This window comes from Pseudomonas sp. LBUM1646 (assembly GCF_059716165.1).
Map to the genome: position 1 here is coordinate 4,826,566 of NZ_CP166810.1, position 17,506 is coordinate 4,844,071.

Consider the following 17,506-nt stretch of genomic DNA (forward strand, 5'->3'; position numbering starts at 1 on the left):
TTGGATTGGCAAACCCTGCTTACTCGCGAACGCCTCGGAAAGCCTGTGCACAGCCCGGAAGAACTCGGCCGCAGCCCTTTCCACAAAGACCACGACCGCATCATTTTCTCCGGCGCGTTCCGCCGCCTGGGGCGCAAGACCCAAGTGCATCCGGTGTCCAGCAACGATCATATCCACACGCGCCTGACCCACTCACTGGAAGTCAGTTGCGTCGGCCGTTCCTTGGGCATGCGCGTCGGCGAAACCATCCGCAGCGCCCTGCCCGACTGGTGCGAACCGAGCGACCTGGGGATGGTGGTGCAATCGGCCTGCCTGGCCCATGACATCGGCAATCCACCGTTCGGTCACTCCGGCGAAGACGCAATCCGGCATTGGTTCCTGCAAGCCGCCGGGCGTGGCTGGCTGGATGCAATGAGCGAGGTCGAACGCAATGACTTCCTCAACTTCGAGGGCAATGCCCAGGGCTTTCGCGTGCTCACCCAGCTGGAATATCACCAGTTCGACGGCGGCACCCGGCTGACCTACGCCACCCTCGGCACTTATCTGAAATACCCCTGGACCGCCAAACACGCCGATTCCCTGGGCTACAAAAAGCACAAGTTCGGTTGCTATCAGAGCGAACTGCCGCTGCTGGAACAGATCGCCCACAAGCTCGGCCTGCCGCAGCTGGAAGACCAGCGTTGGGCGCGTCATCCGTTGGTGTACCTGATGGAAGCCGCCGATGACATCTGCTACGCGCTGATCGATCTCGAAGACGGCCTGGAGATGGACCTGCTGGAATACGCCGAAGTCGAGTCCCTGCTGCTGGACCTGGTGGGCGACGATATTCCGGAAACTTATCGCCTGCTCGGCCCGCAGGATTCGCGCCGGCGCAAACTGGCGATCCTGCGGGGCAAGGCCATCGAACACCTGACCAACGCCGCCGCCCGCGCTTTTGTCGAGCAACAGGACGCGCTACTGGCCGGCACACTGCCCGGTGATCTGGTGGAACACATGCACGGTCCGGCCAAGCGCTGCGTACTGAATGCCAAGGACATGGCGCGCAAAAAGATCTTCCAGGACAAGCGCAAGACGTTGCATGAAATCGGCGCCTACACCACGCTGGAAATCCTCCTCAACGCCTTCTGCGGTGCGGCACTGGAGCAGCACAACGGTCGCACGCCGTCTTTCAAGAGCCGCCGGGTTTTGGACCTGTTGGGCAACAACGCGCCCGATCCCCACGGCCCGTTGCATACCTCGTTTTTGCGCATGATTGATTTCATCGCCGGCATGACCGACAGCTATGCCAGTGAGATGGCCCAGGAAATGACCGGCCGCTCGGTCCACGGATAAAAACCTGCGGATCAGCCGTGTCAGAGGCTTCTGACCGGCTGATTGAAGGCACTCGACCTTCAACGCCATTTCAACAACCGCAGAATCCCCCTACGTGTCGCGCTGAGCTTACTGATCGAATACCCCGCCGGCTCGGGGAATAATCAGACCCTCACTGCTGGCGGCGTATTCCATTTAATGCAAACTCCACTGTTCGACAACGACTTGCGCATCTTGCTGGTGGAAGATCATCCCTTTCAGCTCCGCGCTACCCAATGCCTGCTGGAAAGTTTCGGCTTCACCCAACTGACGATCAGCGACAGCGCCGAAAAGGCCATGCAAAAGATGCTCGAGGCCAGCCAGCCGTTCGACATTCTGCTCTGCGATCAATGCCTGCCCGACCTCCCCGGACTCGATTTGATCCGGTTTGCCAGCCGCCGGGGCATGATCAGGCAGGCGATACTGCTGAGCAGCCTGACATCGTTTGAAATGAACGACCTTGAAAAGCAGGCAAGCGAACACCGATTGCCGTTGCTGGGATGCTTGACCAAGCCGCTGAAACAATCCGACTTTAGAATACTGTTGACCTTGGTTTTAGAGTAAAAACGAGCTAACTCCTGACACTTTTCATGCGCAATCAAATACCGCGTATTACTGACACAGTAAGCCTCACCCATTTCTGATTACACAATCAGAACTTTCACATTCCTTATGCAAAACCCAGTTGATACGTAGCCCTATTCTTTTTCAGTTGTAGGAAATGTCCTATATCGCCGCTATAGACCCGTCCGTTCATGCGCCCTCTCAATTAACTGAGCTAAGGTGCGCGCTTTATTCGCGCACGTATGGGACTTGATTATGAACTCCGTTTTTATTGTCGACGATCACCCCGTCATCCGCCTTGCTGTGCGGATGCTGCTGGAACATGAGGGTTATAAAGTCGTGGGCGAAACCGATAATGGGGTCGACGCCATGCAGATGGTTCGTGAATGCATGCCCGACTTGATCATTCTCGACATCAGCATTCCAAAACTTGATGGTCTGGAAGTTCTCTCTCGTTTCAATGCAATGAGCACACCGTTGAAAACACTGGTGTTAACAGCACAATGCCCAACACTTTTCGGCATTCGCTGCATGCAATCCGGCGCCTCGGGGTATGTGTGCAAACAGGAAGATCTCAGTGAACTGATGAGTGCCATCAAGGCCGTACTGTCGGGTTACAACTACTTCCCTAGCCAAGCCTTGAATCCCGTGCGACCGGACGACGTGCGTTACGCCGAACTTGAATTGTTCAAGTCCGTCAACGACCGGGAACTGATGGTCTTGCAACTATTCGCGCAAGGACGCACCAACAAGGAAATCGCCAAAGGCATGTTCCTGAGCAACAAGACTGTCAGCACTTACAAGAAACGCCTCATGCAAAAACTCAAGGCCAAATCCCTGGTAGCGCTCATCGAGATGGCAAAACGTAACGCGTTAGTGTGAGAGACAGGATGCCCAGTCGCATAAAGGACTATCTAATAACATTGAGTGCAGGTTTATGCCTGAGCACCTCAGTGACCGCAGCATCGACCGCCGTCGAGAACTACACCCTGCTGAGCCGCTCAACGGGGGGACATCTGGAAGTCCAACTGGATAAACCCCAACGCCAATGGGCACAGAACAAGCGCGAACTGATACTGGGCACATCCGCCCCGGACTACCCTCCTTTCGACCTGACCGTCAGCGACCGTGACTACGAGGGATTCACCGCTGACTATGCCGGGATCCTCGGCCAGGCCACGGGATTGCCGATCAAGGTCCAGCGCTACGCTTCGCGCCAGGCCGCCATCGAGGCGCTGCAACAGGGTGAAATCGACCTGCTCGGCACGGCCAATGGCTTCGAAGCCCAAAACCCCGACATTGTGCTGTCTGCCCCCTACGCCGTGGATCAGCCGGTGCTGGTGACACGTGAGGGCGAAACCCGATCGTTGACCGATGGCCTCGCCGGGCTGCGACTGAGCATGGTGTATCACTACTTGCCGTTGGAGGAAGTGAAGGCGCTGTACCCGAAAGCACTCATCATCGACTACCCGTCCTACCAGAATGCAATCAATGCGGTGGCCTTCGACCAGGCGGACGTCTTCCTCGGCGACACCATTTCAACCCACTACATGATCAACAAGGGTTACCTGAACAACATCCGCATGGCCAACTTCGGTAAACACGAAGCTCATGGTTTCAGCTTTGCGGTGCACAAGGACAATCCGCAACTGCTGCAGATCGTCAACACCGTACTCATAGCCATCCCCACCAGCGAGCGGGACAACATCGCCAAACGCTGGAGTGCCGGCAGCGACATTCTCCTCACTGATCACAAACTGCAACTGACTGACCGTGAGGAACGCTGGCTGGCGCAACACCCGGTGGTGCGCGTGGTGGTCAATGAGGCGTTTGCCCCTCTGACGTTTTTCGACAGCGACGGTAATTTTCGCGGTGTCACCGCCGACCTCCTTGAGCTGATCAGGCTGCGTACCGGTTTGCGCTTCGAGATCCAGCGCAGTCGTAGCGACGATCAAATGATCGCCCGAGTCAAAGACAATCAGGCTGACCTGATCGCCGCGTTGCTTCCCAGCGCCCAACGCCAGACCCAGTTGAATTTCAGTCGCCCCTATCTGGAAAACTCCTTTGTGCTGTTGACACGCAAGTCCGCCGACAGCGCGACGAACCTGTCGCAACTGCAAGACAAACGCCTGGCCATCGCCCAGGGCAATCCACTGGTGGACTACCTGCGCCGCGAATTCCCGCGGGTCCACCTGATTGAAACGCCGGACACCTTTCACGCCGTGGAATTGCTCGCCGAGGGCCAGGTAGAGGGCGCCGTCAATTCATTGGTGATCGCCAACTACTTTATTTCGTCGCGAATCTTCGAACACAAACTGCAGATCAGCACCACCATCGGCACCCGGCAAGCGGCGTTCTCGCTGGCCACGGCCCGAGGCGCCACGGAGTTGAGCGCCATCATCGACAAAGCGCTGCTGAGCATCGCGCCGGAAGAGCTGGGTGTCATCAACAGCCGTTGGCGAGGCTACTCGGCGGCCTCGGAAAAAACCTGGAACAACTTTCACCGGGTGTTCTATCAGATCGTGGCCGCGGCCAGTGTTCTGTTGCTGATTTCCATGGCCTGGAATGCCTGGATGCGGCGCCAGATCAAACAGCGCCAAGCCGCCGAGCGGGCGCTGAATGATCAGTTCGAGTTCATGCGCTCACTGGTCAATGGCACGCCTCACCCGATTTATGTGCGTGACCGCCAGGGGCTGCTGCAAAGCTGCAACGACAGTTACCTGGAGGCTTTCCAGGCGAAACGCGAGGACGTGATCGGCAAGAGCGTCATGCAGGGCAAGATGAGCAATGCCTTTGAAGCCCGGGAATATCAGGCTGATTATCAAAGGGTCGTGGCCGAAGGCACACCGTTGATCCTCGATCGCCCGCTGCACATTGGCGGCCGGCGTCTGACGATCTATCACTGGATTCTCCCCTACCGTGATTCGAGCGGTGAAGTGCAAGGCATCATCGGCGGCTGGATCGACATCAGCGAACGGCGGCAGCTGTTCGACAAGCTGCGGGCAGCCAAGGAGCAGGCCGATGAGGCCAACCGGGCCAAGAGCACGTTCCTGGCGACCATGAGCCACGAAATCCGCACGCCGATGAACGCGGTGATCGGCATGCTTGAGCTGACCCTCAAGCGCATGGACCAGGGGAGCCAGGATCGTTCCTCGATCGAAACCGCGTACAGCTCGGCGAAAGACTTGCTGGCATTGATCGGCGACATTCTCGACATTGCCCGGATCGAATCCGGGCGCCTGAGCCTGAGCCCGGAGCGGGTCAATCCGGGGGAAATCGTCGGCTCGGTGGTGAGGATTTTCGACGGACTGGCGCGGCAAAAAAATCTTCGCCTGACGTTGGCATTCAATCCGTCCCAACCGCCTGTCGATGTGCGGCTCGACCCGCTGCGATTCAAGCAGGTACTGTCCAATCTGGTCAGCAATGCCATCAAGTTTACGGAACAGGGTGAGGTCAGGATTACCGTCGACCTGCTCCCTGGCGAAGAACCTGAGCGGACGCGAATGCAGGTGCAGGTTCAGGACAGCGGGGTCGGCATCAGCAAAAAGGATCAGCAGCGCCTGTTCGAGCCCTTTGCCCAGGTCGACAATACCGGGCAGTTGGCCAGGGGCGGCGCGGGGCTTGGCCTGGTGATCAGTCGCAGTTTGTGCGAAATGATGGGGGGCAGTCTGCAGCTGAGCAGCCAGCCGGGGGTGGGCACCCAGGTCAGCATTTCACTGTATCTGCCGACGCTGCCACCCGAGCAGGTGCCGGACCGGGTTGAGCCAGACATCCCCAGCAGCGGCACGTCCTTGAGCGTGCTGGTGGTCGACGATCATCCCGCCAATCGTCTGCTCATGTGCCAGCAGCTGGAATACCTGGGACATCGGTTTACCGGTGCCGATGATGGCCGTGCGGGACTGGAAGCCTGGCAGCGCGAGCCATTCGATCTGGTGGTGGTCGATTGCAACATGCCGATCATGAATGGCTACGACCTGACCTGTGCTATCCGCCAGCAGGAACAGCAGGAACAAAGCTCCCCCTGCACCATCCTCGGCTTTACCGCCAACGCGCAGCCGGAAGAAATCCAGCGCTGCAAACAAGCCGGGATGAACGATTGCCTGTTCAAGCCCCTCAGCCTGACGGCGTTGAGTCAATGGGTCGAAGGCATCAAACCAGCAGTTCGTGAGCAGCCGTTCAATCTGGAAGGGCTGGACCTGTTGACTGGCGGCAATCCGGAAATGGCCCGACGCCTGCTGGCCGAGCTCCTGAACAGCAACCGCCTGGATCGCCAGGAGTTGCTGGGCTTGCCCCGACTTGAGGACCGTCAGGCATTACTCGACATCGCGCATAAAATCAAAGGGGCGGCCCGCATCGCCCAGGCCTGTCGATTGATTGATAGTTGCCAGGCCCTTGAACAAGCCTGTCATGACGCAGCGCCCGCGGATGAAGTCGCCCAATGCATAAAAGCCATGGATCAGGTGATGCTCGAACTGGAGCAAGCACTGCTGCACCAGATAGGTCGCAACGACAACGGCAAAATGGTGGCGCCTTAACTATGCTTGGACGCTGAGCAGTGCGTTAACCACTATGGAGAGCCCCGTAATGCCCAGCCCACTGCGCCCGGATCCACGCCGATTTCCACTGCACGTGCATATCAGCGTCATGTTCACCTTCCTGTTGCTGCTGACCGGTGTGGTGCTGGGCATTTTCAACTATCGGCAAACCACCCAGATCATTCTTTCGAGCAGTGAAAAGCTCTTCAACCGTATCGAGCAGGATGTACGCCTGGACCTGCAGGCCACCTATGAACCGATTCGCCATCTGCTGAGCCTGCTGGCCGACACGCCGGCCACCCAGGCCCCGAACCTTGAGCAACGACTGGCGTTGCTCAAACCGTTCAGCCAATCGCTCAAGGACAACCCCAACCTGGCCTCGCTGTACCTGGGCTACGCCAATGGCGATTTCTTCATGGTGCGTCCGCTGCGCACCGATGCGTTGAAGGCGCTGCTCAAGGCCCCGGACACCGCGGCTTACCAGGTGTGGAGCATCGAACACCCCGCCAGCGGCAACCCGGTCGTCTCGCAATCCTTATTCTACGATCAGGCCCTGAACCTCATCAGTCGCCAGGATACGCCCGACGAAACCTATGACCCACGGACCCGCGCCTGGTTTACCAACGCTCGAGCGCAAGCGGACCAGATCACCACCGAGCCGTACGTTTTTTTCTCTACCCATAACGTCGGCACTACCCTGGCCCGACGCAGCGGCGACGGCGCGGTGATGGCCGCCGACCTGACCCTGGCCGAACTCTCCGCGACCCTGGCCAAACACGTCGTCACTCCCAGCACCGACATCGTCCTGTTCGATGCTGAGGGCAATGCCATTGCTTACCCGGACAGCAGCAAACTGATCATCGACGACCAGACCGCCCGCCTGAGCAAAGCCGCGGACCTGAGTCCTGCGCTCGGTGCCCTGCTCGCCAGTCCACCGGCGGGCAATCGCCTGGACGTCGCCGGCCGTCAGTGGATCGTCGCCCGCAGCCACATGCAGGAGGGCGGCCCCCAGGGTTTGCAAATGGCAATGCTGGTGCCCGAGGATGAATTGCTCGTCGACGCCTACCGCATGCGCTGGCAAGGGGCATTGATTACCCTGACCACGCTGCTGCTCTGCCTGCCAATGGGCTGGCTGACGTCGCGGATCCTGGTCAAGCCGCTGCGTGCCTTGGTGAAGGAGTCCGATGCCATTCGCAGTTTCGATTTCAACTTCCCCGTCACCCGCCGCTCGCCGGTGCTGGAAGTCGATCAGTTGAGCGTGTCGATGGCGCGGATGAAGGACACGCTGGGGAGTTTTTTCCAGATTACCGACAGCCTGTGCGCCGAAACCCGCTTCGCACCCTTGCTGCAACGGGTGCTGTTTGAAACCGTAAAAATCGCCCAGGCCCAGGCCGGCCTGATCTACCTGCGCGAAAGTGATGGCGATCGCATCGAGCCCCAGGGTCTGGTCATCAATGGCACGTCCCAACCCTTGCCATCGTTCGACGTCCGAGGCCACGAATTGCAGAATTCGCAGAACCCGGCGTGGTTACAACAACTGGCGAATGCCGACAACGTGGTCGACAACCTGGGTTACGAACAAGCGGGGGATTTGCAAAAGGTCTTGCTTGCCATGGAGAGCCCACGGGTGCACCTGATCGGCATTCGCCTGCGCAATCGACATAACGAAACCGTGGGCCTGCTGATTCTGTTGTTGGCCGACAGTGGCAGTCAAAGCGATCTGGAAAAACTTCGCCCGGATCGCATCGCGTTTCTTCAAGCGGTGTCCGGCGCGGCAGCGGTGAGTATCGAAAGCCAGCGTTTGCAGGCCAAGCAAAAACAACTGCTCGATGCCTTTATTCAATTGCTGGCCGGCGCGATCGATGCCAAAAGCCCTTACACCGGTGGCCATTGTCAGCGTGTGCCGGCGCTGACGCTGATGCTTGCCCAGGCTGCCGCCGCCAGCCAGGCCCCGGCATTCAGCGGCTACCATCCCACCGAAGATGAATGGGAAGCCCTGCACATCGCCGCCTGGCTCCACGATTGCGGCAAGGTCACTACGCCCGAATATGTGGTCGACAAGGCCACCAAACTGGAAACCCTGAACGATCGAATCCACGAAATCCGCACCCGTTTCGAAGTGCTCAAGCGTGATACCTGGATCAACTATTGGCAGGCCATCGCCCTGGGTGGCGACGAGCAGCACCTGGCCGAATTGCGCAACGCCAACCTTGCCGGCCTGGACGATGACTTCGCTTTTATCGCCCGCTGCAATCTGGGCGGCGAGGCGATGGCCGAGGCCGATCTCCAGCGCCTGAACCTGATCGCCCAACGCACCTGGACCCGAACCCTGGATGACCGACTGGGGGTGTCCTGGGAAGAGAATCGGCGCCAAACCCGCACGCCGGTGCCGACGCTGCCGGTCAGTGAACCGCTGCTGGCGGACAAGCCCGAGCATCTGCTGGAACGTGCCGAAGGCGAACTGATCCCGGAAGACAATCCCTGGGGCTTCAAGCTCGAGGTGCCGCACTACAAATACAATCGCGGCGAACTCTACAACCTGAGCATTGCCCGTGGCACCCTGACTCGCGAAGAGCGCTACATCATCAATCATCACATGGTGCAGACGATCCTGATGCTCAGCCACCTGCCCTTCCCCGGCCACCTCAACAACGTCGCGGAAATCGCCGGCGGCCATCACGAAAAAATGGACGGCACCGGTTATCCCAAGCAGTTGAAGCGCGAAGACATGAGCCTGCCGGCGCGGATGATGGCCATTGCCGATATTTTCGAGGCGCTGACCGCGGCCGATCGCCCCTACAAGAAAGCCAAGTCCTTGAGCGAAGCGCTGGGCATCATGGCGACGATGTGCCGTGACGCCCATATCGACCCTGAGCTATTCGGGCTATTTATCAACGAGCAGATTTACCGGCAGTACGCCGAGCAATTCCTCGACCCGAAACAGATCGATGCAGTGGACCCGGCAAGCCTGCTGGTCAAGGCAGGCTTGCGGGTGTGATCAGCAATCAGTCAGGCGCAGGAAAATCGCGGCCAGCTGTTCGATACCGGCCTGGTCGTCGGCGGTGAAACGCGCCAGTTTCGGGCTGTCCAGATCCAGCACGCCGATCAGTCGGCCGTCCTTGACCAGTGGCACCACCAGCTCGCTGTTCGAGGCGCTGTCGCAGGCAATATGGCCAGGGAACGCGTGCACGTCCTCAACCAACTGGGTCTGCAAGGTAGCTGCCGCCGCCCCGCACACGCCGCGGCCGAACGGAATTCGCACACAGGCGATCTGGCCCTGGAATGGACCCAGCACCAGCTCTTCGTTGCGATTGAGGTAGAAACCGGCCCAGTTCAGGTCATCGAGCTGGTTGAACAGAAACGCGGAAAACTGCGCGGCGTTGGCGATGAAATCCCGCTCGTCCGCCAGCAGCGACTCCAACTGTGCCCACAGCATGCCGTAGCCTTCGAGGCCCTGGCCGCTTTGTTTTAAATCGATCATGCCTTGTGCTCCAACAGCTTTAACCCAACCCAATAACGCGCAAATTGATAGGCACAGCGGCCATTGCGATTGCCCCGGCCGGTCGCCCAACGGACGGCGAGAATGTCGAGTTCCTCGTCGCGCTGCCAGGCCAGGCCGGCCTTGTCGGCCAGTTGCCCGATCCAGTGTTCAACGACATTAAGGAAGTGTTCTTGAGTGAACGGATAAAACGACAGCCACAGCCCGAATCGATCCGACAACGCGATCTTGTCTTCCACCGCCTCGCTGGGATGCAGTTCGCCGTCTACGCGCTTCCAGTTTTCGTTATCGCTTTCCTTTTCCGGCACCAGGTGGCGACGGTTGGACGTGGCGTACAGCAGGACGTTGTCCGGCGCCTGTTCGAGGGAACCGTCGAGCACGCTCTTGAGCACGCGGTAATCGCCTTCACCCGATTCGAACGACAGGTCATCGCAGAACAGCACGAAACGCTGGGGCAGCTTGGCGATCTGCTCAACGATACGCGGCAAGTCCGCCAGGTGATCACGCTCGATCTCGATCAGGCGCAACCCGGCCTCGTGATGTTCGGCCAGCAACGCGCGGACCAGCGACGATTTGCCGGTGCCACGCGAGCCCCAGAGCAACGCGTGGTTGGCCGGCATGCCGTCGATGAATTGTTGGGTATTGCGCCCCAGTTGCTCCACCTGGCGGTCGACACCGATCAGGTCGGTCAAACGCGTGTCGAGGCTGACTTGCAGCGGCAACAGAAAACCGCTGCGGCCCTCATGCTGCCAGCGTGCGGCCAGGCAGTGCGTCCAGTCGATGGTTTGCCGAGGGGCCGGCAGCAGGGGTTCGATACGGGCCAGAACGGCATCGGCGCGTTCAAGAAAAGCATTCAATCGGGAATCCACGTCTTCTCCTCAGGCACGTTTCACAGTAATGATGGCGATACAGCGACTAAACACAGCGTTCAACAACCGCCCCAACCTTGCAAAGGCTGGACGCGGGAACATCGGGATACATACATGATCGACTATGCTTGAGCAGCGAAGGGAAACGGAAGTGGTTCAACACCCCATGGATATCAAGTTCACCCACCGGCTGTCATACAAGCAAGCCCGGCTCACTGTGCTGGTCGGTTTCATACTGGGCACATTGCTCAGTCTGGTGCAAATAGGCATCGATTATGCCAGCGAAGACGCCTCCATCAACCGCGAAATACTGTCTTTGCTGGAAATCAGCCACAACCCGGCCTCACGTATTGCCTACAACATCGACGCCGAACTCGCCCAGGAACTGACCATGGGCCTGTTGCGTTCGCCGGCGATCATCAGCGCGCAATTGACCGATAACAACAATACGGTGCTGGCCAGCGTCAAACGCCAGGGCCTGGAAAGCGGTTATCGGCTGATCAGCGACTTCCTGTTCGGCGCCAACCGTCAGTTCGAAGACCGCCTCTTCCTCGACCACTTGCCCGACGAATCCCTCGGCACCTTGCAACTGGAGGTCGACACCTACTCCTTCGGCAGCCGATTCCTGCGCCGGGCCGAAGTGACCCTGCTCAACGGTTTCGCCCGCAGCCTGATCCTGACCGGGATCCTGCTGGCGCTGTTTTACGTGATGCTGACCAAGCCGCTGGTGCGGGTCATCCGCGAACTCAGTGGCCGCGATCCGCGCAGCGGCGAATCGACGTGGCTGGAATATCCGGCGGGGCATGAAAACGACGAAATCGGTGTGCTGGTCAAGGTTGCCAATCAACAGTTCGAAAACATCGCCACCGAAATCCAGCAACGGCGCAACGCCGAAAACCGCCTGACCGATTACCTCGGGCAACTGGAAAACATCGTCTCGGCGCGCACCGCCGAACTCAAGGCGATCAACACTCGGCTCAGCCAATCCAACGAGGAACTGGAAGTCGCCCGCCGGACGGCCCTGGACATGGCCGAAGCGCGCTCGGCGTTCCTCGCCAACATGAGCCACGAAATCCGCACGCCGCTCAATGGCCTGCTGGGGATGATCGCGCTCTCCCTCGACGGCCCGCTCAACGCCGAGCAGCAGCAACAGCTGTCCATCGCCCATGACTCGGGCAAGGTACTGGTGGAGCTGCTCAACGATATTCTCGACTTGTCGAAATTCGATGCCGGCCAATTGGAACTTGAACACATTCCGTTCGACCTCGGCTCGCTGATCGAGGACACCGCCAACCTGCTGTCGCAGAACGCCGCACCCAGCGTCGAACTGGCCTGCCTGATCGATCCGCAGTTTCCCGCCCTGGTACTGGGCGACCCGACCCGGGTCCGGCAGATTGTCAGCAACCTGTTGTCCAACGCACTCAAGTTCACCCGTTTCGGGCGGGTCGATGTGCGTCTTTCAACGTTTGAGGATGGCGTGCGCATCGAGGTGTGCGACACCGGCATCGGCATCGCCCAGGACGCGCAGGTGAAAATCTTCCAGCCTTTCACCCAGGCCGGCGCCGGCATCACCCGGCAATTCGGCGGCACCGGGCTGGGGCTGGCCCTGACGTTTAACCTCTGCGAAGCCATGCAAGGACGCCTGACGATCAGTTCCGAAGCCGGGTTCGGCAGCCAGTTCTGCGCTGACCTGCCATTGCCCAGCCACACCCGCGCCATTGCACCCCAACCGCTGCAAGGCAAGGTCATCGCGATTACAGCGGCCAGCAGTGGCCTGGCGGAACTGTTGAAAGGCTTGCTGCCTCTATGGGGACTCGACTATCAGCAGCGCTCCATCGAAGACTCGATGCTCGGCCTGGAACCCGATGTGCTGATTACCGACTGCCCGGAATGCCTGTTCGGCCTACGGCCCACACTGACGGCGCCGATCCTGCTGGTGACGGCTTATGGCAGTTTCATGCCCAGCGAAGAAGCCGCCGCCCTGGCACCTTTGCAGCAACAGGCGCGGCCATTGGCCCGCAACGCGCTGTATCAGACGCTGCGCCGGATCCTGCAACCGGACACCACCACCGTCAACGACGGTCGGCCCGAAGCCCTCACCCCGCAACGCCGCGGCCGGGTGTTGCTGGTGGAGGACAACCCGGTCAATCAATTGGTGGCCAAGGGCATGCTCGGCAAACTCGGCTGCGAAGTAATTGTCGCCGCCCATGGCGCAGAAGCCCTGGATCAACTGGAGCTGAGTGAGTTCGACCTGGTGCTGATGGACTGCAATATGCCGGTGATGGACGGCTACGAGGCCAGTCGGCACATCCGCCGCAGCGGGCGTTGGCCGCAACTGCCCATCGTCGCCCTGACCGCCAATGCCATGTCCGAAGAACGCGAGCGCTGCCGTGCAGCAGGCATGAGCGACTACCTGGCCAAACCCTTTCGCCGAGAGGAACTGGCCGCCCTGCTCGACTTGTGGATACCGACTACGACAACGCTTTGATCTGCCCCAACAGCTGATCGAGGCCATCGCGCAGTTCGTTCAAGCGATTGAGGTCAACGCCGCTGTCGCACAGCAGGCGCGCCTTGAGCGGCCCGACCTGCTCACGCAAGGCAAGCCCTGCTGGCGTCAGACTCAGGTGCACCTCACGCTCATCCCGCGCCGAACGCTGGCGCTGGACCAGTTGCAGTTGCTCAAGACGCTTGAGCAACGGCGTGAGCGTGCCGGAGTCCAGCGCCAGGCGTTCGCCCAGGGCCTTGACGGTCGGCTGCTCCGGGGCCGCTTCCTGCCATTCCCACAACACCAGCATCGCCAGGTATTGCGGGTAGGTCAGGCCAAGCTGATCGAGCATCGGCTTGTAGCCACGAATCACCGCCCGGGAAGCGGCATACAGCTTGAAACAGAGCTGGCTGTCGAGCTTCAGCGAATCGGCGGACACGCTGTTCATTTCAGCAGAGCTTCGATCTCGGCGCTCAAATCCTGCGGCTTGGTCGCCGGGGCGAAGCGCTTGACCAATTGGCCATCCTTGCCGATCAGGAACTTGGTGAAGTTCCACTTGATGCCTTGGGAGCCCAGAACGCCCGGTGCGCGTTTTTTCAGTTGAACGAACAGCGGATGGGCGTCGGAACCGTTGACGTCGATCTTTTTGAACAGCGGGAAGCTGACCCCGTAGTTCAACTCGCAGAACTCGGAGATCGCCCCTTCATTGCCAGGCTCTTGCTTGCCGAACTGATTGCAGGGAAAACCGAGCACCACCAGGCCTTGGTCCTTGTAGGTCTGCCACAGTTCTTCAAGGCCTTTGTACTGCGGGGTGAAGCCGCATTTGCTGGCGGTGTTGACCACCAGCACAGCTTTGCCGGCGAAATCGGACAGGGTTTTTTGTTCACCCTTGATGGTGGTAACCGGGATGTTCAGCAGGTTGTCGCTCATGGTTCGGGCTCCAGATGAAGGAAGAAGCACTGAACATAGCGAGCAATTGAATTGTGTGCAATTTAATAAATCAATACACCCGATTGACTCACGACAATCCACATACCCGTAGGAGGTGCCGAAGGCTGCTCCTACGGGTGCACCGGTAGGACCGGGTTATTCGCGGGGAACGAGGTCCAGACACACCGAGTTGATGCAGTAACGCAGGCCGGTCGGTGGCGGGCCATCCGGGAACACGTGCCCCAGGTGTGCATCGCATTTGGCGCAGACCACTTCGGTGCGGATCATGCCGTGGCTGACGTCACGGATCTCGACCATCGCACTGTCGCCGATCGGCGCGTAGAAGCTCGGCCAGCCGCAACCGGAATCAAACTTGGTCTTGGAGTCGAACAACGGCTCATTGCAGCAGATGCAGTGGTAAACGCCGTCGGTCTTGGTGTCGTTGTACTTGCCGGAGAACGGCCGTTCGGTGCCCTTGAGGCGGCAAACGTTGTACTGCTCCGGATCGAGCATCGCCTTCCATTCTTCCAGGGTTTTATCCAACTTTTCCATCGTCACACCTCAGCAGCTGAAAAAGCCCGATCTGTACCTTTTCCACGGATCGGGCGGCACGTATGATTGCGCCTCGTCAAACGCCAGTCTGGCAGCCAGACCCCGCGCATTCAAACGGATTATGAGTGTCGCCATCGGAAGGCGTCAGGCCTGTGTGAATACGCAGGATTCCCAGTACGGTTGTGCATACGCCGCCTGGATCGTTCATTTTCGGGAACACATCGCCATGCAGGTCAGCAAATCGAACAAGCTCGCCAACGTCTGCTACGACATTCGCGGCCCAGTGCTCAAGCACGCCAAACGCCTGGAAGAGGAAGGCCATCGCATCCTCAAGCTGAACATCGGCAACCCGGCGCCCTTTGGTTTCGAAGCGCCGGATGAAATCCTCCAGGACGTGATCCGCAACCTGCCGACCGCCCAGGGCTACAGCGATTCCAAAGGCCTGTTCAGCGCGCGCAAGGCTGTGATGCAGTACTACCAGCAGAAGCAGGTCGAAGGCGTCGGCATCGAAGATATCTACCTGGGTAACGGCGTTTCCGAGCTGATCGTGATGTCGATGCAGGCCCTGCTCAACAACGGCGACGAAGTGCTGGTGCCGGCCCCCGACTATCCGCTGTGGACCGCCGCGGTGAGCCTGGCCGGCGGCAATCCGGTGCATTACCTGTGCGATGAGGGTGCCGACTGGTTCCCGGACCTGGCCGACATCAAGGCCAAGATCACTCCGAACACCAAGGCCTTGGTGATCATCAACCCGAACAACCCGACCGGTGCTGTGTATTCGAAGGAAGTGTTGCTGGGCATGCTCGAACTGGCCCGCTCGCACAACCTGGTGGTGTTCTCCGACGAGATCTACGACAAGATCCTCTACGACGACGCCGTGCACATCTGCACCGCGTCCCTGGCGCCAGACTTGCTGTGCCTGACCTTTAACGGTCTGTCCAAGTCCTACCGCGTGGCCGGTTTCCGTTCCGGCTGGATCGCCATTTCCGGCCCGAAACACCACGCCCAGAGCTACATCGAAGGTATCGACATGCTGGCCAACATGCGCCTGTGTGCCAACGTGCCGAGCCAGCACGCGATCCAGACCGCACTCGGCGGCTACCAGAGCATCAATGACCTGGTGCTGCCGCAGGGTCGTCTGCTGGAACAGCGCAACCGCACCTGGGAACTGCTCAACGACATTCCGGGCGTGAGTTGCGTCAAGCCGATGGGGGCGCTGTATGCCTTCCCGCGCATCGACCCGAAAGTGTGCCCGATTCACAACGACGAGAAGTTCGTGCTCGACCTGCTGCTGTCCGAGAAGCTGCTGGTAGTGCAAGGCACAGCCTTCAACTGGCCATGGCCGGATCACTTCCGCGTGGTTACCCTGCCCCGGGTCGACGAACTGGATCAGGCCATTGGCCGGATCGGCAACTTCCTCAAAACTTACCGCCAATAAGCTGACGGACACCGTGCGGCGCGGGTCCGGGTCGCACGGTGATTGATTCAGCAACACATCTCTGCGCCCTGCCGCACCTCCTTGCCGTCATCACCGCCTGCTGACCGGTTTCGTGCTCGCGTCTAACAAAGACGGGGGCAGCGTAGTCTATCGACTGACAAACCCTTCCTGCATCAACGTCGGAAATGCCCTGCACGCGGCTAAACTGTTGCTGTAGGACACAGTTTGAAATAGTCACTCGGTTGAATAGCACGGTGCAGCACCTTATATACCCCGCAGTACGCTACATCTTTAGCATGAGGAGATTTCTACAACCATGATGCGCATCCTGCTGTTTTTGGCCACTAACCTGGCGGTCGTGCTGATTGCCAGCATCACCCTGAGCCTTTTTGGCTTCAACGGGTTCATGGCGGCCAACGGGGTTGATCTCAACCTCAATCAGCTGCTGATTTTCTGTGCGGTCTTTGGTTTCGCCGGTTCCCTGTTCTCGCTGTTCATCTCTAAATGGATGGCGAAGATGAGCACCAGCACCCAAATCATCAGCCAGCCGCGCACCCGTCACGAGCAATGGCTGCTGCAAACGGTGGAGCAACTGTCTCGCGAAGCCGGGATCAAGATGCCCGAAGTCGGGATTTTCCCGGCCTACGAGGCCAACGCCTTCGCCACCGGCTGGAACAAGAACGACGCGCTGGTCGCGGTCAGCCAGGGCCTGCTCGAGCGGTTCTCGCCGGATGAAGTCAAAGCCGTGCTGGCCCACGAGATCGGTCACGTCGCCAATGGCGACATGGTCACCCTGGCGCTGATCCAGGGCGTGGTGAACACCTTCGTGATGTTCTTCGCGCGGATCATCGGCAACTTTGTCGACAAGGTGATCTTCAAGAACGAAGAAGGCCAGGGCATCGCCTACTACGTGGCAACCATCGTCGCCGAACTGGTGCTGGGTATCCTCGCCAGCTCGATCGTCATGTGGTTCTCGCGCAAACGCGAATTCCGTGCCGACGAAGCCGGCGCACGATTGGCCGGTACCAGCGCGATGATCGGTGCTCTGCAGCGCCTGCGGGCAGAACAAGGGCTGCCGGTGCACATGCCGGACACCCTGAACGCATTCGGCATCAACGGTGGCATCAAGCAGGGGTTCGCCCGCATGTTCATGAGCCACCCGCCGCTGGAAGAGCGTATTGACGCGTTGCGTCGTCGGGGCTGATAGCCCTGCGCAGAAACACGAAGGGGCGATCAATTGATCGCCCCTTTTTTGTGTTTTGAAGATCAAAAGATCGCAGCCTT

General features: G+C 59.5%; 13 protein-coding genes. 8 read left to right on the plus strand and 5 right to left on the minus strand.

What is annotated here, in order from left to right; genetic code table 11:
• From ACA071_RS21910 to ACA071_RS21930, 5 genes are all read left to right on the plus strand, one after another.
• Window positions 1–1,332 (plus strand): deoxyguanosinetriphosphate triphosphohydrolase, encoded by a 1,332-nt coding sequence (locus ACA071_RS21910; protein WP_497641072.1) that lies wholly within the window; start codon window positions 1–3, stop codon window positions 1,330–1,332.
• 177 nt (window positions 1,333–1,509) lie between these two features.
• Window positions 1,510–1,914, plus strand: a complete 405-nt coding sequence (locus tag ACA071_RS21915) for a response regulator (RefSeq protein ID WP_497645368.1) — start codon at window positions 1,510–1,512, stop codon at window positions 1,912–1,914.
• Window positions 1,915–2,169: 255 nt separating this feature from the next.
• Window positions 2,170–2,796: a response regulator transcription factor gene (locus tag ACA071_RS21920; protein ID WP_054052066.1), complete on the plus strand. Its 627-nt coding sequence runs from the start codon at window positions 2,170–2,172 to the stop codon at window positions 2,794–2,796.
• A gap of 8 nt (window positions 2,797–2,804) precedes the next feature.
• The gene (locus ACA071_RS21925) at window positions 2,805–6,449 is read left to right on the plus strand and encodes a transporter substrate-binding domain-containing protein (RefSeq protein ID WP_497641073.1); all 3,645 of its coding nucleotides are present in this window, start codon (window positions 2,805–2,807) and stop codon (window positions 6,447–6,449) included.
• 49 nt (window positions 6,450–6,498) lie between these two features.
• On the plus strand, window positions 6,499–9,447 hold the full coding sequence (locus ACA071_RS21930; RefSeq protein ID WP_497641075.1) for an HD domain-containing phosphohydrolase: 2,949 nt from the start codon (window positions 6,499–6,501) through the stop codon (window positions 9,445–9,447).
• On the opposite strand, the gene ACA071_RS21935 is transcribed toward ACA071_RS21930, so the two are convergent.
• Window positions 9,448–9,930 (minus strand): GAF domain-containing protein, encoded by a 483-nt coding sequence (locus tag ACA071_RS21935; protein WP_497641076.1) that lies wholly within the window; start codon window positions 9,928–9,930, stop codon window positions 9,448–9,450.
• A complete protein-coding gene (locus ACA071_RS21940) occupies window positions 9,927–10,817 on the minus strand; it encodes an ATP-binding protein (RefSeq protein WP_497641077.1) in 891 nt (296 codons plus the stop codon). Before ACA071_RS21940 ends, ACA071_RS21935 begins: the two co-directional genes overlap by 4 nt.
• A gap of 166 nt (window positions 10,818–10,983) precedes the next feature.
• On the opposite strand from ACA071_RS21940, the gene ACA071_RS21945 reads away from it, so the two are divergent.
• Window positions 10,984–13,305, plus strand: coding sequence for a hybrid sensor histidine kinase/response regulator (locus ACA071_RS21945; protein WP_497641078.1), 2,322 nt, complete (start codon window positions 10,984–10,986; stop codon window positions 13,303–13,305).
• On the opposite strand, the gene ACA071_RS21950 is transcribed toward ACA071_RS21945, so the two are convergent.
• From ACA071_RS21950 to msrB, 3 genes are all read right to left on the minus strand, one after another.
• The gene (locus tag ACA071_RS21950) at window positions 13,289–13,750 is read right to left on the minus strand and encodes a MarR family winged helix-turn-helix transcriptional regulator (protein WP_497641079.1); all 462 of its coding nucleotides are present in this window, start codon (window positions 13,748–13,750) and stop codon (window positions 13,289–13,291) included. The genes ACA071_RS21945 and ACA071_RS21950 overlap by 17 nt on opposite strands.
• Window positions 13,747–14,232: a glutathione peroxidase gene (locus tag ACA071_RS21955; protein ID WP_497641080.1), complete on the minus strand. Its 486-nt coding sequence runs from the start codon at window positions 14,230–14,232 to the stop codon at window positions 13,747–13,749. Before ACA071_RS21955 ends, ACA071_RS21950 begins: the two co-directional genes overlap by 4 nt.
• Before the next feature lie 156 nt (window positions 14,233–14,388).
• Window positions 14,389–14,784, minus strand: coding sequence for a peptide-methionine (R)-S-oxide reductase MsrB (gene msrB, locus ACA071_RS21960; RefSeq protein ID WP_010461282.1), 396 nt, complete (start codon window positions 14,782–14,784; stop codon window positions 14,389–14,391).
• Window positions 14,785–15,010: 226 nt separating this feature from the next.
• Here msrB and ACA071_RS21965 point away from each other — a divergent pair, with 226 nt between their 5' ends.
• Together ACA071_RS21965 and htpX are read left to right on the plus strand one after the other, a co-directional pair.
• Entirely contained in the window at window positions 15,011–16,222 is a 1,212-nt protein-coding gene (locus tag ACA071_RS21965; protein WP_054052048.1) for a pyridoxal phosphate-dependent aminotransferase, read from the plus strand.
• A 316-nt stretch (window positions 16,223–16,538) separates the two neighbouring features.
• A complete protein-coding gene (gene htpX / locus ACA071_RS21970) occupies window positions 16,539–17,426 on the plus strand; it encodes a protease HtpX (RefSeq protein ID WP_109633611.1) in 888 nt (295 codons plus the stop codon).
• The last annotated feature ends 80 nt before the right edge of the window (window positions 17,427–17,506 follow it).